At 73.1% G+C, this 24747-nt stretch carries 25 protein-coding genes; 9 read left to right on the top strand and 16 right to left on the bottom strand.

Translation table 11 applies throughout. The features are described 5' to 3' along the window. Positions 1–82: 82 nt before the first annotated feature. A complete protein-coding gene (locus AC3RJ7_RS08415) occupies positions 83–736 on the bottom strand; it encodes a response regulator (RefSeq protein ID WP_491455381.1) in 654 nt (217 codons plus the stop codon). Continuing rightward, complete coding sequence (locus AC3RJ7_RS08410; RefSeq protein WP_491455380.1) at positions 733–2427, bottom strand: sensor histidine kinase; 1695 nt, start codon at positions 2425–2427, stop codon at positions 733–735. Before AC3RJ7_RS08410 ends, AC3RJ7_RS08415 begins: the two co-directional genes overlap by 4 nt. A gap of 176 nt (positions 2428–2603) precedes the next feature. Here AC3RJ7_RS08410 and AC3RJ7_RS08405 point away from each other — a divergent pair, with 176 nt between their 5' ends. Further along, positions 2604–4094, top strand: coding sequence for a CitMHS family transporter (locus AC3RJ7_RS08405; RefSeq protein ID WP_491456148.1), 1491 nt, complete (start codon positions 2604–2606; stop codon positions 4092–4094). A gap of 43 nt (positions 4095–4137) precedes the next feature. Here AC3RJ7_RS08405 and AC3RJ7_RS08400 read toward each other — a convergent pair whose 3' ends face one another. Continuing rightward, positions 4138–5844, bottom strand: a complete 1707-nt coding sequence (locus AC3RJ7_RS08400) for a 3-ketosteroid-delta-1-dehydrogenase (RefSeq protein WP_491455379.1) — start codon at positions 5842–5844, stop codon at positions 4138–4140. A 129-nt stretch (positions 5845–5973) separates the two neighbouring features. Here AC3RJ7_RS08400 and ectB point away from each other — a divergent pair, with 129 nt between their 5' ends. Further along, positions 5974–7263 carry a diaminobutyrate--2-oxoglutarate transaminase gene (gene ectB / locus AC3RJ7_RS08395; protein WP_491455378.1) on the top strand — a complete coding sequence of 430 codons (1290 nt, stop codon included), beginning with the start codon at positions 5974–5976 and terminating at the stop codon, positions 7261–7263. A gap of 21 nt (positions 7264–7284) precedes the next feature. Further along, on the top strand, positions 7285–7995 hold the full coding sequence (locus AC3RJ7_RS08390; RefSeq protein WP_491455377.1) for a TetR/AcrR family transcriptional regulator: 711 nt from the start codon (positions 7285–7287) through the stop codon (positions 7993–7995). Between the two features lie 86 nt (positions 7996–8081). On the opposite strand, the gene AC3RJ7_RS08385 is transcribed toward AC3RJ7_RS08390, so the two are convergent. Then, positions 8082–9455 (bottom strand): flavin monoamine oxidase family protein, encoded by a 1374-nt coding sequence (locus tag AC3RJ7_RS08385; RefSeq protein WP_491455376.1) that lies wholly within the window; start codon positions 9453–9455, stop codon positions 8082–8084. A gap of 314 nt (positions 9456–9769) precedes the next feature. Between AC3RJ7_RS08385 and AC3RJ7_RS08380 the strand changes: the two genes are divergently transcribed. Both AC3RJ7_RS08380 and AC3RJ7_RS08375 read left to right on the top strand, forming a co-directional pair. Further along, entirely contained in the window at positions 9770–10333 is a 564-nt protein-coding gene (locus AC3RJ7_RS08380) for an RNA polymerase sigma factor (protein WP_491455375.1), read from the top strand. Continuing rightward, positions 10323–11201, top strand: a complete 879-nt coding sequence (locus AC3RJ7_RS08375) for a hypothetical protein (protein WP_491455374.1) — start codon at positions 10323–10325, stop codon at positions 11199–11201. The genes AC3RJ7_RS08380 and AC3RJ7_RS08375 overlap by 11 nt, the downstream gene beginning before the upstream one ends. A gap of 64 nt (positions 11202–11265) precedes the next feature. Here the strand turns inward: AC3RJ7_RS08375 and AC3RJ7_RS08370 are convergent, their stop codons facing one another. The 3 genes from AC3RJ7_RS08370 to AC3RJ7_RS08360 form a co-directional block, all read right to left on the bottom strand. After that, positions 11266–11727 carry a recombinase family protein gene (locus AC3RJ7_RS08370; RefSeq protein WP_491455373.1) on the bottom strand — a complete coding sequence of 154 codons (462 nt, stop codon included), beginning with the start codon at positions 11725–11727 and terminating at the stop codon, positions 11266–11268. Positions 11728–11837: 110 nt separating this feature from the next. Then, a complete protein-coding gene (locus AC3RJ7_RS08365; RefSeq protein ID WP_491455372.1) occupies positions 11838–12635 on the bottom strand; it encodes an alpha/beta fold hydrolase in 798 nt (265 codons plus the stop codon). 119 nt (positions 12636–12754) lie between these two features. Beyond that, positions 12755–13309, bottom strand: coding sequence for a bifunctional nuclease family protein (locus AC3RJ7_RS08360; RefSeq protein ID WP_491455371.1), 555 nt, complete (start codon positions 13307–13309; stop codon positions 12755–12757). A 108-nt stretch (positions 13310–13417) separates the two neighbouring features. On the opposite strand from AC3RJ7_RS08360, the gene AC3RJ7_RS08355 reads away from it, so the two are divergent. Together AC3RJ7_RS08355 and AC3RJ7_RS08350 are read left to right on the top strand one after the other, a co-directional pair. After that, on the top strand, positions 13418–14161 hold the full coding sequence (locus tag AC3RJ7_RS08355; RefSeq protein ID WP_491455370.1) for a formylglycine-generating enzyme family protein: 744 nt from the start codon (positions 13418–13420) through the stop codon (positions 14159–14161). A gap of 35 nt (positions 14162–14196) precedes the next feature. Further along, entirely contained in the window at positions 14197–14868 is a 672-nt protein-coding gene (locus AC3RJ7_RS08350) for a YdeI/OmpD-associated family protein (RefSeq protein WP_491455369.1), read from the top strand. Between the two features lie 71 nt (positions 14869–14939). On the opposite strand, the gene AC3RJ7_RS08345 is transcribed toward AC3RJ7_RS08350, so the two are convergent. Then, the gene (locus tag AC3RJ7_RS08345) at positions 14940–16322 is read right to left on the bottom strand and encodes an MFS transporter (protein ID WP_491455368.1); all 1383 of its coding nucleotides are present in this window, start codon (positions 16320–16322) and stop codon (positions 14940–14942) included. 175 nt (positions 16323–16497) lie between these two features. On the opposite strand from AC3RJ7_RS08345, the gene AC3RJ7_RS08340 reads away from it, so the two are divergent. Continuing rightward, the gene (locus AC3RJ7_RS08340; protein ID WP_491455367.1) at positions 16498–17178 is read left to right on the top strand and encodes an HAD family hydrolase; all 681 of its coding nucleotides are present in this window, start codon (positions 16498–16500) and stop codon (positions 17176–17178) included. Here the strand turns inward: AC3RJ7_RS08340 and AC3RJ7_RS08335 are convergent. Beyond that, positions 17064–17714, bottom strand: coding sequence for a hypothetical protein (locus AC3RJ7_RS08335; RefSeq protein WP_491455366.1), 651 nt, complete (start codon positions 17712–17714; stop codon positions 17064–17066). The genes AC3RJ7_RS08340 and AC3RJ7_RS08335 overlap by 115 nt on opposite strands. A gap of 113 nt (positions 17715–17827) precedes the next feature. Here AC3RJ7_RS08335 and AC3RJ7_RS08330 point away from each other — a divergent pair, with 113 nt between their 5' ends. Continuing rightward, the gene (locus AC3RJ7_RS08330) at positions 17828–18889 is read left to right on the top strand and encodes a cell wall-binding repeat-containing protein (protein ID WP_491455365.1); all 1062 of its coding nucleotides are present in this window, start codon (positions 17828–17830) and stop codon (positions 18887–18889) included. 53 nt (positions 18890–18942) lie between these two features. Here the strand turns inward: AC3RJ7_RS08330 and AC3RJ7_RS08325 are convergent, their stop codons facing one another. From AC3RJ7_RS08325 to pcaG, 7 genes are read right to left on the bottom strand one after another with little or no spacing between them, the layout of a single operon-like run. After that, a complete protein-coding gene (locus AC3RJ7_RS08325; RefSeq protein ID WP_491455364.1) occupies positions 18943–20112 on the bottom strand; it encodes a thiolase family protein in 1170 nt (389 codons plus the stop codon). Further along, entirely contained in the window at positions 20113–20766 is a 654-nt protein-coding gene (locus AC3RJ7_RS08320; RefSeq protein ID WP_491455363.1) for a 3-oxoacid CoA-transferase subunit B, read from the bottom strand. Beyond that, positions 20763–21536 carry a 3-oxoacid CoA-transferase subunit A gene (locus AC3RJ7_RS08315; protein ID WP_491455362.1) on the bottom strand — a complete coding sequence of 258 codons (774 nt, stop codon included), beginning with the start codon at positions 21534–21536 and terminating at the stop codon, positions 20763–20765. The genes AC3RJ7_RS08320 and AC3RJ7_RS08315 overlap by 4 nt, the downstream gene beginning before the upstream one ends. Beyond that, positions 21533–22012, bottom strand: a complete 480-nt coding sequence (gene pcaC / locus AC3RJ7_RS08310; RefSeq protein WP_491455361.1) for a 4-carboxymuconolactone decarboxylase — start codon at positions 22010–22012, stop codon at positions 21533–21535. The genes AC3RJ7_RS08315 and pcaC overlap by 4 nt, the downstream gene beginning before the upstream one ends. Continuing rightward, positions 22009–22782 (bottom strand): alpha/beta fold hydrolase, encoded by a 774-nt coding sequence (locus AC3RJ7_RS08305; RefSeq protein WP_491455360.1) that lies wholly within the window; start codon positions 22780–22782, stop codon positions 22009–22011. The genes pcaC and AC3RJ7_RS08305 overlap by 4 nt, the downstream gene beginning before the upstream one ends. Continuing rightward, positions 22779–24191, bottom strand: coding sequence for a lyase family protein (locus tag AC3RJ7_RS08300; RefSeq protein WP_491455359.1), 1413 nt, complete (start codon positions 24189–24191; stop codon positions 22779–22781). Before AC3RJ7_RS08300 ends, AC3RJ7_RS08305 begins: the two co-directional genes overlap by 4 nt. After that, positions 24178–24747 (bottom strand): protocatechuate 3,4-dioxygenase subunit alpha, encoded by a 570-nt coding sequence (pcaG, locus tag AC3RJ7_RS08295; protein ID WP_491455358.1) that lies wholly within the window; start codon positions 24745–24747, stop codon positions 24178–24180. Before pcaG ends, AC3RJ7_RS08300 begins: the two co-directional genes overlap by 14 nt.

Genomic DNA, 24747 nt, shown 5'->3' with positions numbered 1-24747 from the left:
CGGCCGGGCGGGCGAGCTGCTCCGGGCGGGGTGAACCTCCGCCGAGCGCACCTCCGCCCGCTCGACCCGAGGTTCCGCCGGCTCAGGGCGAGCCCGCGCGGTAGCGGTGCTCGGGCCGGCCGGCGCTGCCGTAGCGCAACGACACGCTGACCGCACCGCGCGCGGCGAGCTCGGCGAGGTGCCGCTGCGCGGTCGCCCGCGAGACGCCCGCCCGCTCGGCGACCTCGACGCTCGACGCCTCGCCGCCGTCGGCGAGCGCGTCGAGGATGAGCTGCTGCGTGCCCGACCGCGACGCACTCGGCGCCGCACCGTGCAGCACGCCGAGCGCTCGGTCGATCGTGTCCTGCGCGAGCGGAGCATCGGCCGCGAGCAGGTTGCGATACCGCAGGTAGCCGTCGAGCCGCTCCTGCAGCGCGCGGGCGTCGAACGGCTTCACGAGGTAGTGCAGCGCTCCCGAGCGCAGCGCGCGGCGCACGGTCGCGGCGTCGTTCGCCGCGCTCAGCACGAACCGGTCGATGCCGCTCTCGCGGGCGAGCTCGATGCCGTCGCCGTCGGGGAGGTAGACGTCGACGAGCAGCAGCCCGGGAGTCCAGTCGCGGATCGCGGTTCGTGCCGACGCGGCGTCGCGCACGGGCGGCAGCGCCTCGAATCCCGGCCTCGCCGAGACGAGGTCGTGGTGGATCCCGGCCACCCTGAAGTCGTCGTCGACGACGAGCACCCGAACGTCTCCGGTCATGCCGGCTCCCCTCCTCGATCTCCGTCGCCGGCCGAGCGCCGGCGCATCACTCCCGGCAGCCGCGCCGCGAACACGGCGCCGCGCCCGTCGCCGCCCGCGTCGACGAGCCAGAGCTCGCCACCGCGACGGCGGGCGAAGCGGCGGGCGAGCGGCAGGCCGATGCCGCGACCGTGCACGCGATCGGATGCCTCGCCGGCATCCTCCTCGCCGTCGGCGCCGCCGCCGTCGCGGGCGGCGAAGAGCCGCTCGGGATCGGCCACGCCGGGGCCAGAATCGGCGACGGTCACCGCGAGCGTGTCGCCGTCGTCGAGCAGCGAGAGCTCGACCCACCTCGGCGCGTCGGCGCCGACGGCCGCCGTGACGGCGTTGTCGACGAGGTTGCCGAGCACCGCCGCCACGTCCTCGGGTTCGGCGACGACTCCGACGAGCATCGTGTCGTCGGCGACGCGCAGCTCGACGCCGCGCTCGGCCGCCTCGACGGCCTTGGCGCCGATGAGCGCCTGCAGGAACGGGTCATCGACGGTCCGGGCGGCTTCGTCGGGCACCGCGCCGCGGGTCGCGAGCTCGGCGAGGAACTCCTGCGCGTCGACGACCCGTCCGGCCGCGAGCAGCCCCGACACCGCGTGCATCCGGTTCGCGAACTCGTGCCGCTGCGCGCGCAGCGCGTTCGTCGCCGTGCGCACCGCGTCGAGCCGCTCGGCGAGCGCGACGACGTCGGTGCGGTCGCGGACGACCGCGACGACCCCGAGCTCGCGGTCGCCGCGGTGCACCCGCCGAGCCTCGACGTAGCCCACGTGCTCGGCCGTGACGAGTTCGCCGAGCACGAGCGGCTCGCCGTCGAGCGCCCGCCGGATCGCCGCGGCGAGCGCGGTCGGCAGCGCGACGTCGTCGAGGCCGCGACCGATCGCGGCATCGTCGAGCGCGAGGAGGTCGCGGGCCGACCGGTTGACGACCCGCACGACGCCGTCGGCCGACACCGCCACGACCCCGTCGTTGACGCCGTCGAGCACGGCCGCCTGGTTCTGCAGGAGTGCGGCGAGCTCTTCGGGCTGCACCCCGAGCGTGAGGCGTTCGAGCCGGCGGCGCATGAGGAACGCCGCGAGCGCGGCCACCCCGAGCGCGAGCGCGACGGCCGCCGCGATCGCGCCGATGAGCCCGGGCACCTCGGCGAGCACGCTCGCGGGGGCGAACCCCACGCTCACCTCGCCGACGATGCCGCTCGTGCCCCCGGTCTCGACGCCGGGCCGGTAGACGGGCACCTTCGCGCGCGCCGAGTCGCCGAGGGTGCCCCGTTCCCAGGTGACGATCTCCTCCCCCGCGAGCACGCGCTCGTACTCGGTGCTCACCCGCTCCCCGAGGCGGGCGGGGTCTGGATGGGCGAGCCGCAGTCCGTCGTCGTCGGCGACGACGACGAACAGCGCCCCGGTGCGGCCGGTGATCTCGGCGGCCTGGCGTTGCACCGCGCCGTCGGCGAGCGCGGCGGCGTCGAGCTCGCGGTCGCCGGCGTACTCGGCGACCGCCCGGCGCAGTTGCGGGTCGGAGGCCGCCGTGCGGGCGATCGCGAGGGCGGTCGACTGCGTCTCGGTGCGCAGCTGCTGCACGCCGATCCACGCGAAGGCGGCCGCGCACACGGCGATCACCGCGGCGGCGGCCGCGAGCTGGGTCACGAGCATGCGGGTGGTGAACCTCATCCGACCTCCCCGCGCTCGAGGCATCCCCGACGGAACGTCGTGAGCAGAATGCGCAGAACCAACGCTACGCGCAGAAGGCGGCGCAATGCGACCTATCGGTCGAAGCCGGCCGGTGCTCCGTACGCTCCTCGAGACCGATCAGCCCCGTGCGGGCGCACACTGACAAGGACGTCACCATGCTCGTCATCCTCGGATTCGCCATGATCCTCGTGTTCATGGCGCTCATCATGACCAAGCGGCTCACGCCGATGGTCGCGCTCATCGTCGTGCCGACGATCTTCGGCCTCTTCGCGGGCGCCGGCCTCGGCATCGGCGACATGGTCATGGAGGCGATCGGCGGCATGGCCCCGACCGCCGCCCTGCTCATGTTCGCCATCATGTACTTCGGCATCATGATCGACGTCGGGCTCTTCGACCCGCTGATCCGCTTCATCACCCGCCTCCTGGGCAACGACCCGGCGAAGGTCGTGCTCGGCACGGCGCTGCTCGCGGGGGCGGTCTCGCTCGACGGCGACGGCTCGACGACCTTCATCATCACGACCTCGGCGATGCTGCCGCTCTACCTGCGGCTCGGCATGAGCCCGGTCGTGCTCACGTGCGTCGCGGGCCTCATGAACGGCACCCTCAACATCGTGCCGTGGGGCGGCCCGACGGTGCGCGCCGCCACCGCGCTCAAGATCTCGCCGACCGAGATCTTCGTGCCGATGCTGCCCTCGCTCGCGGTCGGCCTCACGATCTCTCTCGCCTTCGCGTGGTGGCTCGGCCTCGCCGAGCGCAAGCGCCTCGGTTCGCTCGCCACCTCGAAGGTGATGGTCGACGAGTGGGCGGATGCCTCGGCCGGCGGCCGCACGAGCGCCGGACGGTTCGGCATGAAGGTGCCGGGGCTCGTGCGCGGCGCCCAGGGCTCGGTCGGCGCGCGGGCGACCCTCGCGACGACGAACATCGTGACCGTGAGCGGCTCGGGCGCCCCGGCGCCGGTCGCCGTCGCCGAGGACGAGCGCGACACCGCCATGGCCGACACGATGCTGCACCCCGACCGCCCGACCCTGCGGCCGAAGCTCATCTGGTTCAACCTCGCACTGACCGCGGCGGTCATGGTGCTGCTCGTGCTCGACGTCATGCCGCTCGCGTTCGTGTTCATGATCGGCACGGCTCTCGCCCTCATCCTCAACTTCCCGAAGCTGAAGGACCAGGCCGCCGAGATCACCGCGCACGCGCCGAGCATCGTCGGCGTCGTCTCGATGGTGCTGGCCGCGGGCGTGCTCGTCGGCGTGCTCGACGGCACGGGCATGGTCACGGCGATGGCCGAGTGGGTCGTCGACGTCGTGCCCCCTGCGCTCGGTCCGTACCTGGCCGTCATCACCGGCATCCTGTCGATCCCGATGACGTTCTTCATGTCGAACGACGCGTTCTACTACGGCATCCTGCCGATCCTCGCGGAGAGCGCGTCGAGCTACGGCATCACCGCGGCCGAGATGGCGCGCGCGTCCGTCATCGGGCAGCCGGTGCACCTGCAGAGCCCGCTCGTGCCGGCGATCCTGCTGCTCGTCTCGCTCGCGAGCGTGAACCTCGGCGACCACCACAAGAAGGTGCTGTGGCGGGCCACCGTCGTCTCGCTCGTGATGCTCGTCGTCGGGGTGCTGGTCGGCGCGATCCCGTTCGGGTGACGGCGCAGCCGGCGGGCGCCGTCGGGGCGGGGTGGGCGTCGGCTCACCCCGCCATCGCGTGCCTCGCGGCGATGTGCCCGTAGACGAGCCCCTGGCCGATCGTCGCGCCGGCGCCCGGGTAGCTGCGGCCGAAGACGTTCGCCGCCGTGTTGCCGATCGCGTAGAGGCCCGGGATGGGCGAGCCGTCCTCGGCGAGGGCCCGCCCGTCGGCGTCGGCGGTGACGCCGCCGCAGGTGCCGAGGTCGGAGAGCACGACCTTCACGGCGTAGAGGCTCGTCGCGTCGAGCGGACGGATGTTCGGGTTCGGTGCGATCGTCGGGTCGCCGTAGTACCGGTCGTAGGCGCTTCCCCCGCGCCCGAAATCGTCGTCGACGCCCGCGGCGGCCGCCGCGTTGAACCGGCGACCGGTCGCCTCCAACGCGTCGGCGGGCACGCCGATCCGTTGCGCGAGCTCGCCCCACGTCGACGCGCGGGCCGCGATGCCGTGGTCGTACCAGCTCTTCGGCAGGGCCGTCCTCGGGAAGACCGACCCGCCGAACAGGTAGCTGTTGCGGTACTCCTGGTCGAAGACGAGCCACATCGTGCCGACGGGCCGCCCGTCGGCCTCGCGCGCGAGCACGTCCTGGCCGAACGACATGTAGTCCTCCGACTCGTTGAGGAACCGCTCGCCCGCCGCGTCGACCATGAACGATCCGGGCAGCGACCGCTCCGCGAGCATCACGATCGGCCGCTCGCCCGGCAGCGGTGCGATCGCCGGGAACCACCACGCCTGGTCCATGAGCGCGACGCCCGCGCCGACCGATTGCGCGGCCCGGATGGCGTCGCCCGTGTTGCCCTCGCTGCCGAGGCTCCAGTCGTCGAGCGCCGCCGATTGCGCGCTGCGGCGCCACTCGAGGTCGTGGTCGAATCCGCCCGCGGCGAGCACCACGCCGCGCCTGGCGGTGACGAGGACCTCGGCGCCCTCGCGCCGGACGATCGCCCCGGTGACGGCGCCGTCGTCGTCGACGACGAGGCGCTCGAGGTTCGTCCCGGTCCACACGCGGATGCCGGCGCGCACCGCACCGTCGAAGAGCCCCGCGGCGAGCGCACGACCGCCCGCGGCGTACTCACGGCCGAGGAGGCGGCCGCCGATGCCCTGGACGGCGCGTTTGATCGCCACGCCGAGGCCGCGCACCGGCACCTTCGACATGAGGTTGAGCCACTTGTAATCGGCTCCGGTGACGGGCATCGGGATGGGCGCAGCCATCACGGGCGGGCGCAGCCGCGCGCGCTCGGCACCGAGCCGGGCGACGTCGAACGGGCGGCACTCGCAGCTGCGGCCGGCGGCCGAGCCGCCGGGAAGCTCGGGATGGTAGTCGGAGTATCCCTCGGCCCACGTGAATCTCATCCGCGTGGTCCGCTCGAGCATGCGGACCGTGTCGGAGCCGTGCGCGAGGAAGCTCTCCCAGCGCGGTTCGGGCGCCGAGTCGCCGACGACCGCGGCGACGTAGTCGTGAGCCCGCTCGGGCGAGTCGCCGCTGCCGCGCTCCGCGAGAACGGGGTTGGCCGGGATCCAGAACGCGCCGCCCGATCGGGCCGTCGAGCCGCCGACGTATTCGGTCTTCTCGATCACCAGCACGTCGCCGCCCTGGTCGTGCGCCGAGAGCGCGGCGGCGAGCCCGGTCCCGGACCCGACCACCAGCAGGTCGACGGTCATCTTCTCGGTCATCTTCGACGCGGCTCCGATCGCTCGGCGGATGTCTGCAGTCATCCTGCACGATGTGCACATCGTGCACAAGTGGCACGTTATGCCAAGGTTCCCGCGCGCACCGTTCTCCCGGCGACGAGGCCGTAGGCTCGTTGCACCGCCTTCCGTGATCTGCAGAGGAGTCCGCCTGCCATGAGCGACGCCGCGAACCTTGACGTCTTCAACCGCCGCGAGTCCGAGGTGCGCGGCTACGTGCGCTCGTTCCCGACGGTGTTCGACCGGGCGACCGGTTCGACGCTCGTCGACGCCGACGGCCGCGAGTACCTCGACTTCTTCGCCGGCGCGGGCGTCCTGAACTACGGCCACAACAACCCGGCGTTCACGCGCGCGATCATCGAGTACCTCGAGCGGGACGGCATCATCCACGGCCTCGACATGGCGACGTCGGCCAAGCGCGCCTTCATCGAGGCCTTCGAGCGGCACATCCTCGAGCCGCGCGGACTCGACCACAAGCTGCAGTTCACCGGCCCGACCGGGGCGAACGCCGTCGAGGCGGCGCTGAAGGTCGCCCGCCAGGCGACCGGCCGCCCGACCGTCGTCGCGTTCACGAACGCGTTCCACGGCCTGAGCATGGGCGCCCTCGCCGCGACCGGCAACAGCCACTATCGCGAGGCCGCGGGCGTCACCCTCGACGACGTCGTGCGCCTCCCCTACGACGGCTACCTCGGCGAGAACGTCGACACGCTCGATCTCTTCGAGAAGATGCTCGACGACCCGGGCTCGGGCCTCGACCTGCCGGCCGCGGTCATCGTCGAGGCGGTGCAGGGCGAGGGCGGCATCAACGTCGCGAGCGTGCCGTGGCTGCAGCGCCTGCGGGCGATCACCGCCGAGCGCGGCATCCTGCTCATCCTCGACGAGATCCAGGCGGGCGTGGGCCGCACCGGCGCGTTCTTCGCGTTCGAGGCCGCGGGCATCGTGCCCGACCTCGTCACGGTCTCGAAGTCGATCTCGGGCTCGGGCCTGCCGATGTCGCTCGTGCTGCTGCGCCCCGGGGTCGACGTGTGGAAGCCGGGCGCCCACACCGGCACCTTCCGCGGCAACAACCTCGCGTTCGTCTCGGCGCGGGTCGCGCTCGAGACCTACTGGGCCGACGCGACGTTCGTCGACGAGGTCGCCCGCAAGTCGGCGCTGCTCGCCGCCGAGCTCGAGCTGATCGCGGCCGAGAACCCGTCGCTCGGCCTCACGGTGCGCGGCCGCGGCCTCATGTACGGGCTGGTCTCCGACGGCGACCGTTCCCTCGCGGGCCGCATCTCGAAGGAGGCCTTCACGCGCGGCCTCGTCATCGAGACCTCGGGCGCGTTCGACGAGGTGCTCAAGTTCCTGCCCGCCCTCACGATCACCGACGACGAACTGCTGCGCGGCCTCGCGATCGTGCGCGAGAGCCTCGCCGCGGTCACCGCGACCGCCGTCGTCGCGAGCTGACCGCGGTTCGAGCGAGCACCAATGCGACGAGCGAGTCCGGGCGAACCCGCTCGTTCGTCGCGTGCACGCTCGCTCGCGCGGCGCGGCGCCGGTCGCCCCCGCGTCGCGGTGCTCAACCGCGAGCGCATCACCGACGAGGCGCTGCGCCTCGTCGACCGCCGGGGCGCGAGCGCGCTCACGATCCAGGCGCTCGCCGAGCGGCTCGGCGTCGTGCCGAGCGCGATCTACAACCACGCGTCGTCGCGCGCGGTCATCCTCGGGTGGATCCAGGAGCGCCTCGTGCGCGAGGTCGACGTCTCGGGCTTCGGCTCGCTCCCGTGGCGCGCGGCGACCGAGCGCTGGGCGTGGAGCTACCTGCGCGTGCTCCGCGCGCACCGCGAATGCGTCGCGATCTACGCGCACCTGCCGATCCGCGACACCCCCGAGGCGACGCTGATGTACCAGCGCGTCATCGTCGGGTTCCAGGCTGCGGGGTTCCCGCCGCCCGAGGTGTTCGCCTCGATCTCGGCGATCGAGCAGCTCGTGTTCGGCGGGGCGATCGACTCGCTCGGCCCCGAGGACGTGTACGCGCCCGAGGCCCCGGGCATCGTCGCGCAGGCGTACGTGCTGCATCGACGCCGTCTCGTCGACGAGCGCGTGCTCGTCGCCGACCGGGCGTTCGAGCTCGCGCTCGGCCTGCTGCTCGACGGGCTTGCGGCGCGGTTCGGCGACCCCGCGCGCACGCGCGCGTAGACGCGCGGGCGGTCGCGAGCCGCCCCGGTCGGGGGTGCCTCGACGTGAGCCGGCACTCGGCCGAGGCATCCGCGCCGCGTTGGGGACTACGACGCCGCGAGGATGCGCTTCGCCGTGTCGCCGCCGATGCGGATCGCGCCGTCGACGTGGAGGTAGCCGACGCCCTGGATGTCGCTCGACGCGAAGAAGATCGGGCCGACGGGCTCGTTCTGCAGGCGGCCCCAGCGGCTGAGGCCGCCGAGGTCGTAGCTGCACGCGTACGCACCGCGCGTCCACTCCTCGCCACCCCAGTCCGACATCGCGACCGCGACGGGACGGCGCGCCTCGTCGCCGAAGTACGCCGCGAACGAGTCGAGCACCGCCGCCCGACGCTCGGCCTCGGGCATCGCCCACAGCCGCTCGGCCGCGACGTCGACGACGAAGCCGACGAGCATCCCCCGCGACGACTCGTGCGTCGAGTTGTCGTAGACCTCGCAGACGAACTCGTCGCGCCCGAAGCCCGTGCCGGCGAGCCCCTGCTCGCGCCAGAACGGCGTCTCGTACGCCGCCTGCACCTTGACGACGAGCCCCATCGACTGGTGCTGCTGCGCGACCATGCGCTCGCGCGGCAGGTGGGGCTCGTAGCGGATGAGGGAGTACAGGTTCGGCGGCACGGCGACGACCGCGAAGCGCGCGTTCACCCGCAGTCCGTCACTCTCCGCGACGACCGAGGCGGCGCGACCCGGTCCCTCGTCGGTCCACTGCAGGGACCGCACGGGCGACGACAGGAACACGACCTCGTCGCCGAGCTCGTCGGCGAGCTGGGTCGACACCGACTGCATGCCCCCCACGACGCGGCGGTCGAGCAGCAGTCCGTCGTCCACGAGGTCGTGCAGCGACCCGGCCGAGGCGGCCATGAGCATGGCCTGCAGCACCGAGAAGGTGTGCGCGGGCTTCGTGAGCATCCCGCCCGCGATGAAGTGGTCGAACGAGCGGATCGCCTCCTCGTCGTCGCTCAGCGTCCGCAGCCACGCGCTGAAGGCGATCGCATCGAGTTCGGCGGCACGCGGGTGCTCCCACGGCGCGGCGGGGTCGAGCTCGGCGGCCAACTCGTCGAGGGCGGCGACGAGGGTGTTCATCGCCGCGACCGTCTCGGGTGCGGTCGGGAAGTCGTCGCCCTCGAACTCGGTACGGCGCCCGTCGGGCGCGAGGTAGACCGAGCGGCCCTCGCGGTAGCGGGGGAAGGTGTCCTTGCCGAGTTCCTCGAGGAGGCCGACGAGCGCGTCCTGCCCGGCCGAGATCCACTGGCCGCCGAGCTCGAACCACTCGCCGTCGACCGTGTCCGACCACGTGCGGCCGCCGACGCGGTCGCGCGCTTCGAGCAGCGCGACCGACGCGCCGGCCTCCACCAGCCGGCGGGCGGTCACGAGTCCGCTGACCCCGCCCCCGATCACGACGACGTCCCGGGCGATCTCTCTCACGTGCGTGCTCCTCTTCGAGTCTTCGGTGGTCGACGGCCGCGCCGATGCGGCCGTCGTCGAGGGAGCCTAGGAGGCGGCGACCACGGCCGGTGAGCGGTGGGCGCGCCGGATTCATTTACGCGGCCTGGCGGTGCGGGCCGGAGCGGCGGGCGCCTCCGCGGCCGTTCATTTTCCGCGCGCCGGTCGGCCCTCCTTCCGTCGGCGCGGCCGCCTCTGGCAGGGTGATGGGGTCGGGACGGACGGATCCGAGAGAATCCGACCCGTCCTGTGACCTTCGCCCGGTTCCGCGACATTCCTGTGGTGAGGAGGTCCACGTGGACGAAGACGAACCCGGCGACGCAGAGCTGCTGAGCCGCATCGCTCGAGGCGACGAGCGCGCGTTGTCGATCGCATTCGACCGCCACGCGAACACCGTCGCCCGCTACGCGTGGGCGCTCGCACCGACCCCGACGGATGTCGAGGAGATCGTGCAGGACGCCTTCATGGTGCTGTGGCGTCGGGCGCAGGACATCCGGTTGCACGACCGGTCGTTGCTGCCGTGGCTGCTCGTGACCTGCCGCAACGTCGCCGCGAACGCCCGGCGCAAGCAGGCGCGGAACGCCGCCGACGCCCTGCCCGACGAGTGGATGCCGTCGCACCTGTCGCTCGTGCGGGCCGACCAGGACCGCGAGTCGGCGCGCGAGGAGCTGCGCTGGGTGCTCGATGCGATCGAGCGGCTCGACCCGGTCGATCGCCGCGTCTGCGAACTCTGCCTCCTCGAGGGCCTGCCGTACGCGCAGGCCGCCGCCGAGCTCGGCCTCAGCGTCGGCGCGGTGAAGCAGCGGGTCTCCCGCAGTCGGATTCGCTTGAGGAAGGCGGTGACCGTCGATGAGAACTGAGCCACCGACCGGTGACGAGATGGCGCGCCTGCTGGCGTCCGCCAAGGGCGGGCTCATGGCCGAGGCCCGACGCTCACCGCGACGGCAGCACCCCGTCGAGTGGATCGTCGGGAGCATGGTCGCGGCGGTGCTCCTCATCGCGCTCGTGACGGGCGGCGCGCTCATCGCGTTCACCGGCGCACCCGCGCCGTTCGCGGGGCCCGGGCCCGTGGCGACGGCGACGGCGACGAGCGAGCCGACGAGGAGCGAGCGCACGCCGGAGCCCGAGGAACCCACGGCGACGCAGCAGCCGACCTCGCCGCCGACCGAGCCGGTCGACGCGCTCGCGTCCGTCACGACGATCGTCGTCCGCGCGGAGGGCCTCGACTTCGAGGACGCCGCGGGCGACCTCGTGACCTCGACCTCCTACGAGGACGAGACCGGGGTCATCGTCTCGACGCTCACCGCGGTGCTCGGTGCCGAGCCGACCCTGAAGACCGAGGGCGCCGAGGAGTACCTCGCCTACGTGTGGCCCGGCATCCGCGTCAGCGACGACCTCGGCGAAGGCCCCGGTCGCATGCCGACGAACGTGATGCTGCGGTTCACCCTTCCGGTGGTGGGCGACGGCGTGGCGGTCACGACGCTTCGCGGCGTGGCCCCCGGCGACGACCTCACGCCGTACGCGGCGGACGAGCCGCGGTACGCGCCGTACCCCGAGGACATCGAGGTCATCGCGCTCGAGACCGGACCGGCGCTCGGACCGCCTTCGGCGGACGGCGTGCCCAACGCGCACGCGGTCGTCGCCTCGGACGGCGCCGCGGAGGACGACCTCCCGTCGGTGGTGAGCGCCCCCGTCAACCTCGGGACGGGTCAGCAGTTCGGCTTCTGAGCTCCCTGCGGGATCGCGTGCATCGTGCGCGGGCCCGCTGGGCGCCGAGCGGGGTGATGACGGCTCAGTCGAGTCCGGTGCTCGCGAGGTGCCGCGCCCCGTGGCTCAGCACCTTGACGACGACTCCGCGACGACGCAGCTCGGCGAGGGTGCGCACCTCTTCGTCGAGGTCGCGACCGAGGGAGTGCACGTTCGCGACCACGAGCACGTCGCCGTCGCGCAGCGTGCCGAAGAAGCGGGCGAGCCGCTGCTCCCACGACTCGAGCAGGTTCTCGGGCGCCGGGTAGCGGAAGTCCTCGATGGCGACGCCGAACGCGAGCAGGTCTTCGCGCTGCTCGAGGATGGGCGGCATGTCGTCGCGCTGGATGACGAGGCCGACGAGGCGCGAACCCTCGGGTCGCGCCATCCACCAGTCGCCGTCGCGCTGCAGCTCGACGAAGCACTCGGGGCAGGTGATCGCGGTGTGCGCATGCGTGTGCGCATGCGAAGACGAGGGCTCGCCCATCGTGGGGTTCTCGTCGCTCATGTGGTCGCCTCGCTCCTGCCCGTTCCGTCCGGCATTCATCGTACGCGTTCCCACCGACCCCGACCCCGGCGCCGCTGCGGGCGGGTCGGGCGGGATGCCCCGGCGAGCGCTCAGCCGGCCGCGAGGAACTCCGTAGCCGCCTGACGGAACACCCGCGATCCCGGGGTGTTGAAGTGGTGCCGCCCGGGCACCTCGACGAATGCACCCCGCGGCGTCGCCGCCGCGAGGCCGCGGGACTGCTCGACGATCGCATCGTCCGTGCCCGTCGCGAACAGCACCTCCTGCCTCGGCGGATCGGCCGGGTCGGGGTCGGCGTCGCCGAGGCGCATGCCCTCCGCGAGCGCGATGAGCGCGCGCAGGTCGTTGCCGGGCACCCGTTCCGCGAGGGTCACGTAGTTGCGGGTGACCCGGTCGTCGACGGGCGTGCCGTGGTCGACGTAGGCGCGCGCCTGGTCGATCTGCAGCCGCGCGAGGGGCCGGCCGTCGGGGATGCCGCCGAGCACCGCCCGCGAGACGTGCTCGGGCGCCTGCACCGCGAGCTGCCAGCCGACGCGGCCGCCGAGCGAGTACCCGAGGTACCGCACCCCGTCGAGCAGGTACGTGTCGAGCACGGTCACGAGGTCGTCGACGAACGCCGACATCCGATAGGCGGATGCCTCGTGCGGCGTGCCGCTCGCCCCGTGCCCGCGCTGGTCGACGCCGATGACCCGGAAGCCCGCGGCGGTGAGGTCGCGCACCATGCCGGTGTCGACCCAGTTGTCCTTGCAGCTCGAGGCGAACCCGTGCACGCACAGCACGGTGGGGGCCTCGTCGTCGCCCCACACGTAGGTCGCGATGCGCGTGCCGTCGGCCGCCATGACGTACTGCGGCTTCGGCATCGCGGTCCGGGCCGGCAACGAGGCATCCATACCGCCCATTCTGCCCGGGCCCCGCATCGAGCGGGCAATCGTCGCCCGCAGAGCGGGGGCGAACGGCCGACCATCGCCCATTCGATCACCGGGCAGCCGCGCGGGACGCGCGGCGGGGCTCAGCTCTCGAAGTCCTCGGGGTCGACGTCGTCGAGGAACTTCTTGAACTCCTCGAGCTTCGACTCGTCGATCTGCGCCGCGGCACCGCCGGAGGCATCCCCCCAGTGCGGCGGCTCAGCGGGCTCGGACGCCGCCTCGCCGGCGAGCTCCGCCGGGATCCCGGCGTCCTCGAGCACCTGCTCCGCGACCCAGATGGTCGCCTCCGATCGCACGGCCAGGGCGATCGCGTCGGAGGGACGGGCGTCGACGATGCGCGGTCCCTGCCGCGTCACGATCGTGAGCTCGGCGTAGAACGTGCCCTCGTCGAGCCGGGTGACCTCGACGCGCTCGAGCCGGGCGCCGAGCGTGCCGAGCAGCGTCACGGCGAGGTCGTGCGTGAGCGGACGCGGCGTCACCTCGTCGCTCAGCGCGATGAGGATCGAGTTCGCCTCGTTCTGGCCGATCCAGATCGGCACGACGACCGGGCCGTCGGCGGCGTCGACGAGCGGGCGCAGCAGCACGAGGTGCTGCCCCGACTGGTCGAGCGCGATGCCGAGCACCCGCACCTGGATCATCCGCTTCCTCCGTTCCGCGACCTCCTTCGAGCGTAGGCTCGTTCACCTGCCGACACATCACCCGCGACCGAAGGAGCCGGAGATGACCCACTGGACCGACGCCGGGTGATGCCCGATCTCGAGACGGTGCGGTTGCCGGCCGGCTCGGTCGGCCTCCACGATGCGCGCCGCAAGCTGCGCCGGACGGTCGAGCTCGAGCCGTTCGAGATCGGCGTCTTCGCCGTCACGCGGGAACAGCTCGCCGAGGTGATCGGCGAGACGGCGAGTCATCCCCTGCGGCCCGCGACCGACGTGAGCTGGCTGCGGGCGATCCGGTTCTGCAACGCCCTCTCCGAGTGGGAGGGGCTCGAGCACGCCTACGCGTTCGACGGGCTCGACGTGCGCTGGGACGCGACGAGCGACGGATACCGGCTGCCGACCGAAGCCGAATGGGAGTACGCCTGCCGGGCCGGCTCGACGGGCCCGCACTTCGGCCCGCTCGACGAGGTCGCGTGGACGGCCGCCGACGGCGTCGCGTCGCCGCAGCGGGTCGGCCTCAAGCTGCCGAACCTCAACGGCCTGTTCGACACGCTCGGCAACACGTGGGAATGGTGCTGGGACCTGCTCGATCCCGCCCGCTACGACGACTACCGCGTGTTCCGCGGCGGCGGCTACGCCGACGACGCGTGGAGCGTGCGCGCGTCGACGCGACGCGGCGGGGCGCCCGGCATGCACCATGAGGACGTCGGCTTCCGCGTGGCGCGGGGCGGCTTCGACGAGCCGGATGCCGCGCAGGGGTGGTCGCTCGCGGCCGACCGCGAGCGCGCGACGCCCGATGGGCCGTTGCCGCCGGGGTGGACGCCGCGGCGCTGAGTCCGGGTGTCGGCGGCACCTGACAGACTCGGGTCATGACGACGCCCATCGGCACCACCGGCGGCACGCCCGAGCGACCGGCGGTGTTCTTCTCCGGGCCCGACGAGTTCCGCGCGTGGCTCGAAGCGCACCACGACACCGAGACCGAGTTGTGGATGGGGCTCTACAAGAAGCACGTCGCCGACCGTCCGCTGACGTGGGAGCAGGCCGTGCCGGTCGCCCTCTGCTTCGGCTGGATCGACTCCGTCGCGCAGCGCATCGACGACGACGCGGTGCGCCAGCGCTGGTCGCCGCGCAAGCCCTCGAGCACCTGGTCGAAGGTCAACATCGCGCTCGTCGAACAGCTCACCGCGCAGGGCCTCATGACCGAGGCCGGGCTCGCCGCGTACGCCCGGCGTCGCGACGACCGGTCGGGCGTGTACTCGCACGAGAACCCCGACCAAGAGCTTCCCGCCGAGTGGGCGGCACGCATCGCGGCGAACCCCGCGGCAGCGGCGTTCCTCGAGGCGGCGACGCCGACGTATCGCCGCCAGACCACGCACTGGGTGCTGCAGGCGAAGCAGGAGGCGACACGCGAGCGCCGGCTGCAGCAGCTCATCGACGACAGCGCCGCCGGCGAGGTCGTGCCGTTCCAGCGCTACGGCGAGACGCCGAAGTGGGTCGCGCGTGCCGCCGAGGCGGCGCGGGCGGCCGCCGACGGCGCCTGACGCGGCGAACGGGCGGAAGCCGAGGCATCCGCCCGTTCGTCGGGTGGTGGGCCGGGCGCGACCCGCCCGGCTCAGGCCTTCGCGAGCCCGTAGATGGGGCTCTTCGCCTGCTCGGCCTCGTGGTCGGGACCGAGCGGAATGCCGGAACGGTCGCGAAGCAGCAGCGTCGCGACGAGGCCGACCAGGGTCATCCCCGCGAGGTACCACGTGACCGAGACGGTCGAGCCGGTCGCCTGCACGAGGGCCGAGGCGATCGTCGGGGCGAACGCGCCGCCGATGATCGCGCCGATCGCGTACGAGATCGAGACGCCCGAGAAGCGGATCGACGCCGGGAACAGCTCGGAGTACAGCGCCGCCTGCGGCCCGTACGTGAAACCGAGGCCGATCGTGAGGATCGCGAGGCCGAGGAACAGCAGCCCGATCGAGCCGGTGTTCACGAGCGGGAAGAGCAGGAAGACGCCGACGAGCTGCAGGATCCATCCGATGATGTACGTCGTGCGACGGCCGATGCGGTCGCTCAGCCAGCCGGCGAAGCCGGTCGAGAGCAGCCAGGTCACGGCCGATCCCGCGACCGCCCAGAGCACCGGGCCGCGCTCGAGTCCGAGCGGGCCGGTCGGGTCGGTCGAGTAGTTCTGGATGTAGCCGCCGGTCGTCATGTAGCCGACCGCGTTGTTGCCGGCGAAGACGAGGGCCGCGATGATCACGAGCAGCAGGTGCTTGCGGAAGAGCTGGATGATCGGCATGCGCGTCTGCTCCTTGCGCTCGGCGATCTCGACGAACACCGGGCTCTCCTCGACGCTGCGCCGCACGTAGTAGCCGATGAGGATCAGCACGACGCTGAGCAGGAACGGGATGCGCCATCCCCACACGAGGAACGCGTCGCCCGGGGCGATGACCGCCATGAGCGCCATCGTGCCGGAGGCGAGCAGCAGTCCGAGCGGAACGCCGATCTGCGGCGACGCGCCGAAGAGCCCGCGCTTCTGCTTCGGCGCGTGCTCGACCGCCATCAGCACCGCGCCGCCCCATTCGCCGCCGGCCGAGATGCCCTGCAGCACGCGCAGGAGGATGAGCAGGATGGGCGCGGCGATGCCGATCGCGGCGTAGGTCGGCAGGAGGCCGACGAGCGCGGTCGCGACGCCCATGAGGATCAGCGTGAGCATGAGCACGAGTCGGCGGCCGTACTTGTCGCCGAAGTGGCCGGCGAGGAACGCGCCGAGCGGGCGGAACAGGAAGCTGATGCCGACGGTCAGGAACGACAGGATCGTCGCCATGCCCGGGCCGGCCGGTGCGAAGAACAGCTCGCCGAACACGAGGCCGGCGGCCGCGGCGTAGATGAAGAAGTCGTACCACTCGACGGTCGTGCCGACGACGGTCGCGAAGACCACTCGTCTCCGGTCGCCGACCTGGGCGATCGTGCCGGTGGGGGTGAATCCGGGCTGGTCGGGTGCGCTCATCGCGTGACTCCTTCGTCTGGTGAGGGGCCCGGTGGCGCGCACGGCGCCCCACCGAGGAGATCGCCGTGAAGGGTCGACGACGACCTCATCGGATCATATACGATTTCAGATCTGATTGGGAGCGGATGGTGCCGTCCGTCCCGGCGGCGCCCCTGCTCCCCCGTATCCTTGCGGGGTGACGACCCCGCCCTCCCGATTCTCAGCCGTGCTCTTCGACTGCGACGGGGTGCTCGTCGACTCCGAGCGCATCACGCTGCGGGTGCTGCGCGAGATGCTCGGCGAACTCGGCTGGACGGCGAGCGACGCCGATGTCGTCCGGCACTTCCTGGGGCGATCGCTCGCCGACGAATGGCCCGTCATCCTCGAGCACACGGGCTTCCGCATCGACGACGCGTGGGTGCACGCGTTCCGCGCCCGGCGCGACGCGGCCCTCGCGACGGAGGTCGCGCCGATCCCGCGCGTCGTCGACGCCCTGTCGGCGACCGCGGGGCTCGTCGGCGATCGCATGGCGTGCGTCTCCGGAGCCGATCGGGGCAAGGTCGAGCTGCAGCTCGACGCCACGGGGCTGCGCCCCTTCTTCGGCGACCGAATCTTCAGCGGCATGGAGCAGGCCCGCACGAAGCCCGCCCCCGACGTCTACCTCGCCGCCGCCCGCTCGCTCGACGTCGACTCGACGTCGTCCCTCGTCATCGAGGACTCGGTCGCGGGCGTCACCGCCGGCGTCGCCGCCGGGGCGACGGTCTACGGCTTCTCCCCGCCCGGCCCCACCCGCACCGAGCCGTCGGCGCTGTCGGCCGCCGGCGCCGCGCTCGTGTTCACCGACATGGGCGAACTCGCGGCGCTCATCGAGGCCTGACGGCGCTCGAGCCGTCGGGTGAGCCGCAGCACGATGACGAGCGGCACTAGGCCGATCACGCCGAACGACATGTCGATCAGCTGCCAGCCGAGCGGGATGCCTCGGATCGCCCCGGCGATCAGCGCCAGCGGCACGACGCCGAGGCAGGCGAGCAGGCCCCACTGGGTGACCCAGACGTTGCGAACCGGGTCGCGGTAGGGGCCGATGAACGCGAGCGCGATCACGAGGTGCGCGAACGCGAGCCAGTCGGTGCCGTACGCGATGAACGGGTGCTCCGGGTACGTCTCGCGCAGCGCCGCGTCGATCCGCTGCACCCATTCCACGACACCGGGCACCCAGGCCTGAGCGTCGAGGCGCTGCAGCAGATCGACGGCCAAGGCGAGCTCGACGTCGAGCGGGAAGGCGGTGACGCCGCTCACGACGAGCCCCGCCATCATGACGACGAGCCAGATCCTGATCCAGCGGAGGAGGTGCCGCGCGTCGGCGGACGGAGCGGGCGCGCTGTGCTCGCCGATGACCGGAGCGGGCTGTTCCATGGGCGCGAGCCTAGTGTGCGGAAGGATCCCTGCACGGTGTTAGCATCGCTCGACGCGGTTGCCGCGTCCCGGCGATGCGGCCGACTCCGCGTCCCTCGAGAACGGATCTCCGCGTGACCCGACGCACCCTCGGTCGCCCCCTGCTGGCGACCGCCCTCGCCCTCGTCGTGGGCCTCGGCCTCGTGAGCGCCGCGCCGCCCGAGCATGCCGCGGCCGACGTGACCTGCAACGAGACCGCTCCGACGCCTCGTGATGGCGTCCAGCGCATCTCCGGCGCCGACCGGTACGCAACGGCGGTCGCGATCACGAAGACGACGTACTGGCCGCGCCAGTGCTACATATTCGTCGCCTCCGGTGCCGACTTCCCCGACGCGCTCGCCGGCTCCGCGGCCGCAGCGGGTGCATGGTTCGGGAACGAGCCGCTCCTCCTCGTGCAGCCGAATCGCGTTCCGGCCTCCGTCCGAACCGAGATCCAGCGACTTCGACCGTGGCAGATCATCGTGCTCGGCGGCCGTGGCGCCATGACGGACTCGGTGGTGAAGGAGCTCGCCTCCCTGGCCGAGCGCGGCGTCATGCGATACGGAGACAGCGACCGCTATGCCACCGCGGCGAAGATCTACGACTCGAAGAGCTCGGCCGACACCGTGTACATCGCCTCGGGCCAGACGTTCCCCGACGCCCTCTCGGGCGCGCCGCTCGCGGGCAAGACGAGGAGCCCGCTCCTGCTCGTGCCGCGCTACTCGATTCCGAACAGCGTGCGCACCCGACTCAACGCGCTCGACCCCAGCAGGATCGTCATCCTCGGCGGCGACGGAGCCGTCTCGGGGTACGTCGAGCGCGGCCTCCGGAACTACGCCGCAACGGTCACCCGCATCGCGGGTGCCGACCGCTTCGCGACGGCCGTCGAGGTGTCGAAGCGCCAGAATCCCGGGGGCGCGACGACCGTGTTCATCACGTCGGGCCGCAACTACCCCGACGCGCTCGCAGCCGGACCCGCCGCGGCGAAGGCGCTCGGCGGATCGCTGCTCCTCGTCGACTCCGACCGGATCCCGGCCGTCGTCGGCGCGGAGCTCGAGCGGCTGCAACCGAGCCAGATCGTCATCCTCGGCGGCACCGGCGCCGTGTCCGCGAAGGTCCAGCAGCAGCTCGGCGCCTACGTGGTGCCGCAGGGCTGAGCACCCGTCCCGACGAACCATGACGAGGGGGATGCCGCGCGGCATCCCCCTCGTCAGCGTTCGAGCACGATCGCGAGCCCCTGGCCGACGCCGATGCAGAGCGCGGCGACCGCGACGCCGCGGCCGCGGCGATGCAGTTCGTGCGCGGCGTGGCCGATGAGCCTCGCTCCCGAGGCGCCGAGCGGGTGCCCGATGGCGAGCGCCCCGCCGTGCACGTTGACCCGCTCGGGATCGAGCTCGGGCCAGCCGGCGAGGCAGGCGAGGCTCTGCGACGCGAACGCCTCGTTGAGCTCCACGAGGTCGACGTCGGCCCAGGTCCGGCCCGCGCGCGCGAGCGCCCGGTTCGCCGCCTCGACGGGGGCGATGCCGAACACGTCGGGGTCGTTGCCGAAGACGCCGCGCCCGGTGATCCGCGCGAGCGGCTCCCGGCCGGTGGCGTGCTCGTCGCCCAGCAGCAGGGCGGCCGCGCCGTCGTTGATCGGCGACGAGTTGCCCGCCGTGACCGTGCCGTCGGCGGCGAACAGCGGTCGCAGCGATCCCAGCTTCTCGAGGCTCGTGTCGTCGCGGATGCCCTCGTCGCGCGCGAGCTCGACGCCGGGCACCTGCACGATCTCGTCATCGTAGGCCCCGGCCGCCCACGCCTCGGCCGCGAGCCGGTGGCTGCGCAGCGCGAACTCGTCCTGCGCGTCGCGGCTGAGTCCGAACATCCCGGCGAGCTGCTCGGCCGACTCGCCATTCGAGATCGTCCAGTGCTCCGGCAGCCTCGGGTTGACCATGCGCCAGCCGATCGAGGTGTTCCACATGGTCGGGTTTCCGACGGCCGGCCACGGCTTCGGCGACTTCTCGACGATGTACGGCGCGCGACTCATCGACTCGACGCCGCCGGCGAGCACGAGCCCGGCGTCGCCCGCCTCGATCGCGCGCGAGCCCTGCACCACCGCCTCCATCGACGAACCGCAGAGCCGGTTCACGGTGACGCCGGGCACGGTGGTCGGGAAGCCCGCGAGCAGCGCTCCGAACCGGGCGACGTTGCGGTTGTCCTCGCCCGCCTGGTTGGCGTCGCCGAACACGACGTCGTCGATGCGCGCCGGGTCGACGCCCGCGCGCTCGACGGTCGCGCGCATGACGACGGCGGCGAGGTCGTCGGATCGCACGCCCGACAGCGCCCCGCCGGCGCGGCCGAACGGCGTGCGCACCGCGTCGTGGATCCAGGTCGCGGGCATTCAGTCCTCCGAGCTCTCGGCGGCGAACTCGAGCCCCGTGAGCTCCGAGAGGGATGCCGCGGTGTGGCCGCCGAACGCCTCGACGATGCGGAATCGGCCTCCGTGCGGTTCGAAGATCCCGTGGTCGGTGTAGACCCGAGTGACGCAGCCGACCCCGGTGAGCGGGTAGCTGCACGATGCGACGAGCTTCGACTCGCCGCCCTTCGTGAGCAGGTCGGTCATGACGTACACGGCACGCGCGCCGATCGCGAGGTCCATCGCCCCGCCGACGGCGGGGATCGCACCGGGCTCCCCCGTCGACCAGTTCGCGAGGTCGCCGTCCTGCGAGACCTGGAACGCGCCGAGCACGCACACGTCGAGGTGGCCGCCGCGCATCATCGCGAACGAGTCGGCGTGGTGGAAGTAGGCGGCGCCCGCGATCGCGGTGACGGGCTGCTTGCCGGCGTTGATGAGGTCGGGGTCGATGCGCCCGGGCGCAGGCGCCGGGCCCATGCCGAGCAGCCCGTTCTCCGTGTGCAGGAAGATCTCCTGGTCGGCCGGCAGGTAGTCGGCGACGAGCGTGGGCGCGCCGATGCCGAGGTTGACGTACGACCCTTCGGGGATGTCGGCGGCGATGCGGGCGGCGAGTTCCCCACGCCCGATTACGGCGCTCATGCGCGGGCCTTCGGTGCGGATGCCTCGGCCGAGGCATCCGCCGCCGTGACCGTGCGCCCCTCGATGTCGACCCCGCCTGCGAACGCGCCGTCGTGCAGCCAGGCGCGCTCGCCGACCGCGACGACGCGGTCGACGAAGATGCCCGGGGTCACGACGGCCTCGGGGTCGAGGTCGCCGACCGGCACGACCGAGTCGACCTGCACGATCGTGCGCTCGGCGGCGGTGGCCATGATCGGGCCGAAGTTGCGGGCCGTCTCGCGGTAGACGAGGTTGCCCCAGCGGTCGGCGCGCAGTGCGGCGACGAGCGCCCAGTCGGCTCGGATCGGGTACTCGAGCAGGTACGTGCGCCCGTCGATCTCGCGCACCTCCTTGCCGGCGGCGAGCTCGGTGCCGACGCCGGTGGGCGAGTAGAAGGCGCCGATGCCGGCGCCCGCGGCGCGGATGCGCTCGGCGAGGTTGCCCTGCGGCACGAGTTCGAGCTCGATCTCGCCGGCGCGGTAGAGCCGGTCGAACACCCACGAGTCGCGTTGGCGCGGGAACGAGCAGACGATCTTGCGCACGCGCCCCTTCGCGAGGAGCGCCGCGAGCCCGGTGTCGCCGTTGCCGGCGTTGTTGTTCACGATCGTGAGGTCGGTCGCGCCCTGTTCGATGAGCGCGTCGATGAGCTCGACCGGCTGGCCGGCTCGCCCGAAGCCGCCGATCATGACGGTCGCCCCGTCGTCGACGCCGGCCACGGCGGCCGCGGCATCCGGCACGGTCTTGTCGATCACGAGGCCTCCTCCGGCTCGCCGCCCGCCCGGGCGCCGCCAGTCGTCGCTCCGTCGGCGGAATCGGCGGCGAGCACGCGATCGGCGATGCGGAACGCCGAGTTCGCCGCGGGCACTCCCGAGTAGATCGCCGACTGCAGGATGACCTCGCGGATCTCGTCGACGCTCAGCCCGTTGCGGCGGGCCGCGTGCAGGTGCAGCTCGAACTCCTCGTGGTGCCCGTGGGCGATGAGCGACGACAGCACGGCGATCGAGCGCGACCGGCGATCGAGGCCGGGTCGCGACCAGACGTCGCCCCAGGCGACCCGGGTGATGAAGTCCTGCCAGTCGGCGCTGAACTCGGTCGTGGCCGCCGCTGCACGGTCGACGTGGCCGTCGGAGAGCACGGCCCGCCGTACGCGCTCGCCCTGCTCGTACCGCTCGCCGTCGGTCGTCGCGCGGTCGCGGCGCGCGGGGTCGTTCCGCTCGCCGCCGGTCATCGGGTCGCCTCGACGGGCGCGAAGAAGTCGATGAGCATCGCGGCGAGGGCGGCGGGCTGCTCGGCGGGAGGCAGGTGCGCGGCGCCGGCGATCATCGCGCTGCGGCCGTCGCGCACGCCGTCGGCGATCTCGGTCGCCTTGTCCTCCGGTGCCACCCGGTCGTGCTCGCCCCACACGGCGAGCGTCGGCGCGGCGATCTCGGGCAGCCGATCGCGCACGTCGTGCGCGGCGAGCGCCTCGCACGAACGGGCGTAGCTCTCGTCGTCGGCGTCCTGCAGCACGTGCAGCAGGCGGCCGGCCAGTTCGGGATGCCGTGCGATCGAGCCGTCGGCGAACCACCGCTGGGCCGAGCCGACGACGAGGCTCGACGTGCTCTCGGCGCGCACCTGCGCCGCGCGGTCGTGCCACGCCTGCGGCTCGCCGATCTGCGCCCCGGAGGCGATGATCGCAGCGCTCCGCACCCGGTCGCCGTGCCGCAGCAGCAGCTCGAGCCCGGTCGCGCCGCCGAGCGAGACGCCCGCGTAGTGGAACGTCCCGTCGACCCGGTCGGCCACCGCGTCGGCGAGGTCGCCCACGGTGAAGGGAATCGACGTCGCCGGCGAGGCGCCGTGTCCCGGCAGGTCCCATGCGACGACGCGGAACCGCGCGGCGAGCGCCGGCACGACCTGCTCCCAGAGCATCGTCGAGGTGCCGAGCGAGGGCCCGAGCACGAGGAGCGGCGCGCCGGCGGGGCCCACGGGGGCCGTCAGCGCGATCTGCGGGGTGGTCATCGGATCTCCTCCTCGGAGCGGTCGGGTGCATCGGGCCGGGCAGTGTGGTCGGGTTCGCGATCGGCGACGCGGTCGATGCCGTCGACGAAGGCGGGGGCGAGCCCCGTGTACCCGGCCGGGTCGAGCAGTGCGGCCAGGTCGAGTCCGGATGCCTCGGGCAGGGCGCCGATCCGCTCCGCGAGGTCGCCGTCGCCGGCGATGGCCTCGTCGAACCGACGCCGCCCGATCAGCGGGACGAGCACCCGGGCGAGCCGTTCGGCGACGATGCGGCCGCCGGTGAGGCCGACGTTCCGTGCGACGGCGTCCTCGTCGACGCGGAGGCCCTCCGCGAGCGCGGCGGCGTGGGCGGAGGCGCCGAGCGCGAGCCGCAGCAGCTCGCGCAGCGCGGGCCACTCGGCGTGCCATGCGCCGTCGGGGCGCTCGTCGACCGCGAGCGCTGCCGCGAGGTGCAGGATCGCTGCGAGGTGCGGCGCGCGCAGCCCGGCCGAGCGGATGAGGATCGCCCCGACGGGGTTCGACTTCTGCGGCATGGCCGACGATCCGCCGCCCGCCGCCTCGTGCAGCTCGCCGATCTCGGTGCGGCTGAGCGTCGCGACGTCGGCAGCGAAGACGGCGAGGGCGTCGAGTGCCGTCGTGAGCGCATCACCGAGCGCGGTGACCGGCCGGCGATCCGTGTGCCACGGCGTCTCGGGCGCTGCGAGTCCGAGCTCACGGGCGAACGCCGCCGGGAGGCGGGCGGCGTCGCGCGCGCCGAGTTCGTCCACGAACGCGGCGAGAGTTCCAGCGGCGCCGCCGAGCTGGGCGGGCAATTCGGCCGCAGTGTCCTCGAGTCGGACCGTCGCCCGGCGGATGCCTCGCACCCAGGCCGCGGCGCGGGCGCCCATCGTGGTCGGCACCGCGTGCTGCGTGAGGGTGCGGGCGGCCGCCGTGAGGTCGCGGTGCTCGGTGGCGAGGCCGGCGAGCGCGTCGGCGGCCCGCCCGAGCGAGCGCAGCACCTCGTCGACGGCCCGCCGCGCGACGAGCGCGAGCGCCGAGTCGAGGATGTCCTGGCTCGTCGCGCCACGGTGGAGCTCGTCGCGCACGCGCTCGGGCAGGATGCCGCGGAGCATCGGCACGAGCGGGATGACGGGGTTGCCGCCCGCGACGGCGAGCGTCGCGAGCTCAGCGGGGTCGACGCCGTGGCCGAGGCATCCGAGACCGTGGCCCTGCCAGCCGAGGGCCGCGCCGAGGTCGTCGGCGACCGACGGCTCGACCGCGCCGACCGCCGCGCGGGCGCGCACGAGCGCGACCTCGGCGGCGACGAGCGCGTCGACGACGGACGCGTCGGAGACGAGGTCGTCGTGGCCCACCGCCACCGGCGTCAGCAGTCCGACGTCGACCGCGGGCCGGCCCGAGTCACCGGTACGCAAGGAACACCGTCTCGTTCTCGCCCTGCAGGCGGATGTCGTGCTCGAGCCCGCCGTGTTCGGTGCGGGTAGCGACGAGGGTCGCCCGCTCGGCCGCGTCGAGCGAGGCCAGCAGCGGGTCGGCGGCGAGCGCGTCGGCGGCTTCGGGCAGGTAGATGCGGGTGTGCAGCTTGTCGGGCAGGCCGCGGGCGAAGACGATCACGGCGAAGAACGGCGCGGCACCCGAGACCGGGCCGGGGTTGCGGGTCCACAGTTCGTAGCGGCCCTCGTCGTTCGTGAACGCCCGGCCGAATCCGGTGAAGGTGTGGTCGTCGCGGCGGATCGCGCCGCGCGCGCCGGACACCTCGCCGCGCTCGTCGGCGCTCCAGATCTCGACCAGCGCATCGGGGATGGGGGCGCCCGCACCGTCGAGCACGACGCCGTGCAGCAGGATCGCGCCCGCCGAGTGCGGGAACGCGACCTCGTGCTGCTTCGGGTACTCGAGCCCGTAGGCGAAGAACGGGCCGACCGTCTGGCCCGGGGTGGGCCGGAGCGTCCTGGCGGGAACGGTGCTCGTCAT

Source organism: Agromyces solani (genome assembly GCF_058349925.1).
This window is presented reverse-complemented; position numbering and strand designations above follow the sequence as displayed.

Coding starts and splice junctions, on each gene's coding strand:
- AC3RJ7_RS08360 (WP_491455371.1), bottom strand. CDS start 13,309: ATGATCCAGGTGCGGGTGCTCGGCATCGCGCTCGACCAGTCGGGGCAG.
- AC3RJ7_RS08405 (WP_491456148.1), top strand. CDS start 2,604: ATGCTCGTCATCCTCGGATTCGCCATGATCCTCGTGTTCATGGCGCTC.
- AC3RJ7_RS08390 (WP_491455377.1), top strand. CDS start 7,285: ATGCGACGAGCGAGTCCGGGCGAACCCGCTCGTTCGTCGCGTGCACGC.
- pcaC (WP_491455361.1), bottom strand. CDS start 22,012: ATGACCGGCGGCGAGCGGAACGACCCCGCGCGCCGCGACCGCGCGACG.
- AC3RJ7_RS08355 (WP_491455370.1), top strand. CDS start 13,418: ATGCCCGATCTCGAGACGGTGCGGTTGCCGGCCGGCTCGGTCGGCCTC.
- pcaG (WP_491455358.1), bottom strand. CDS start 24,747: ATGACGAGCACCGTTCCCGCCAGGACGCTCCGGCCCACCCCGGGCCAG.
- AC3RJ7_RS08370 (WP_491455373.1), bottom strand. CDS start 11,727: ATGAGCGACGAGAACCCCACGATGGGCGAGCCCTCGTCTTCGCATGCG.
- AC3RJ7_RS08350 (WP_491455369.1), top strand. CDS start 14,197: ATGACGACGCCCATCGGCACCACCGGCGGCACGCCCGAGCGACCGGCG.
- AC3RJ7_RS08410 (WP_491455380.1), bottom strand. CDS start 2,427: ATGAGGTTCACCACCCGCATGCTCGTGACCCAGCTCGCGGCCGCCGCC.
- AC3RJ7_RS08375 (WP_491455374.1), top strand. CDS start 10,323: ATGAGAACTGAGCCACCGACCGGTGACGAGATGGCGCGCCTGCTGGCG.
- AC3RJ7_RS08345 (WP_491455368.1), bottom strand. CDS start 16,322: ATGAGCGCACCCGACCAGCCCGGATTCACCCCCACCGGCACGATCGCC.
- AC3RJ7_RS08415 (WP_491455381.1), bottom strand. CDS start 736: ATGACCGGAGACGTTCGGGTGCTCGTCGTCGACGACGACTTCAGGGTG.
- ectB (WP_491455378.1), top strand. CDS start 5,974: ATGAGCGACGCCGCGAACCTTGACGTCTTCAACCGCCGCGAGTCCGAG.
- AC3RJ7_RS08320 (WP_491455363.1), bottom strand. CDS start 20,766: ATGAGCGCCGTAATCGGGCGTGGGGAACTCGCCGCCCGCATCGCCGCC.
- AC3RJ7_RS08305 (WP_491455360.1), bottom strand. CDS start 22,782: ATGACCACCCCGCAGATCGCGCTGACGGCCCCCGTGGGCCCCGCCGGC.
- AC3RJ7_RS08325 (WP_491455364.1), bottom strand. CDS start 20,112: ATGCCCGCGACCTGGATCCACGACGCGGTGCGCACGCCGTTCGGCCGC.
- AC3RJ7_RS08365 (WP_491455372.1), bottom strand. CDS start 12,635: ATGGATGCCTCGTTGCCGGCCCGGACCGCGATGCCGAAGCCGCAGTAC.
- AC3RJ7_RS08400 (WP_491455379.1), bottom strand. CDS start 5,844: ATGACTGCAGACATCCGCCGAGCGATCGGAGCCGCGTCGAAGATGACC.
- AC3RJ7_RS08335 (WP_491455366.1), bottom strand. CDS start 17,714: ATGGAACAGCCCGCTCCGGTCATCGGCGAGCACAGCGCGCCCGCTCCG.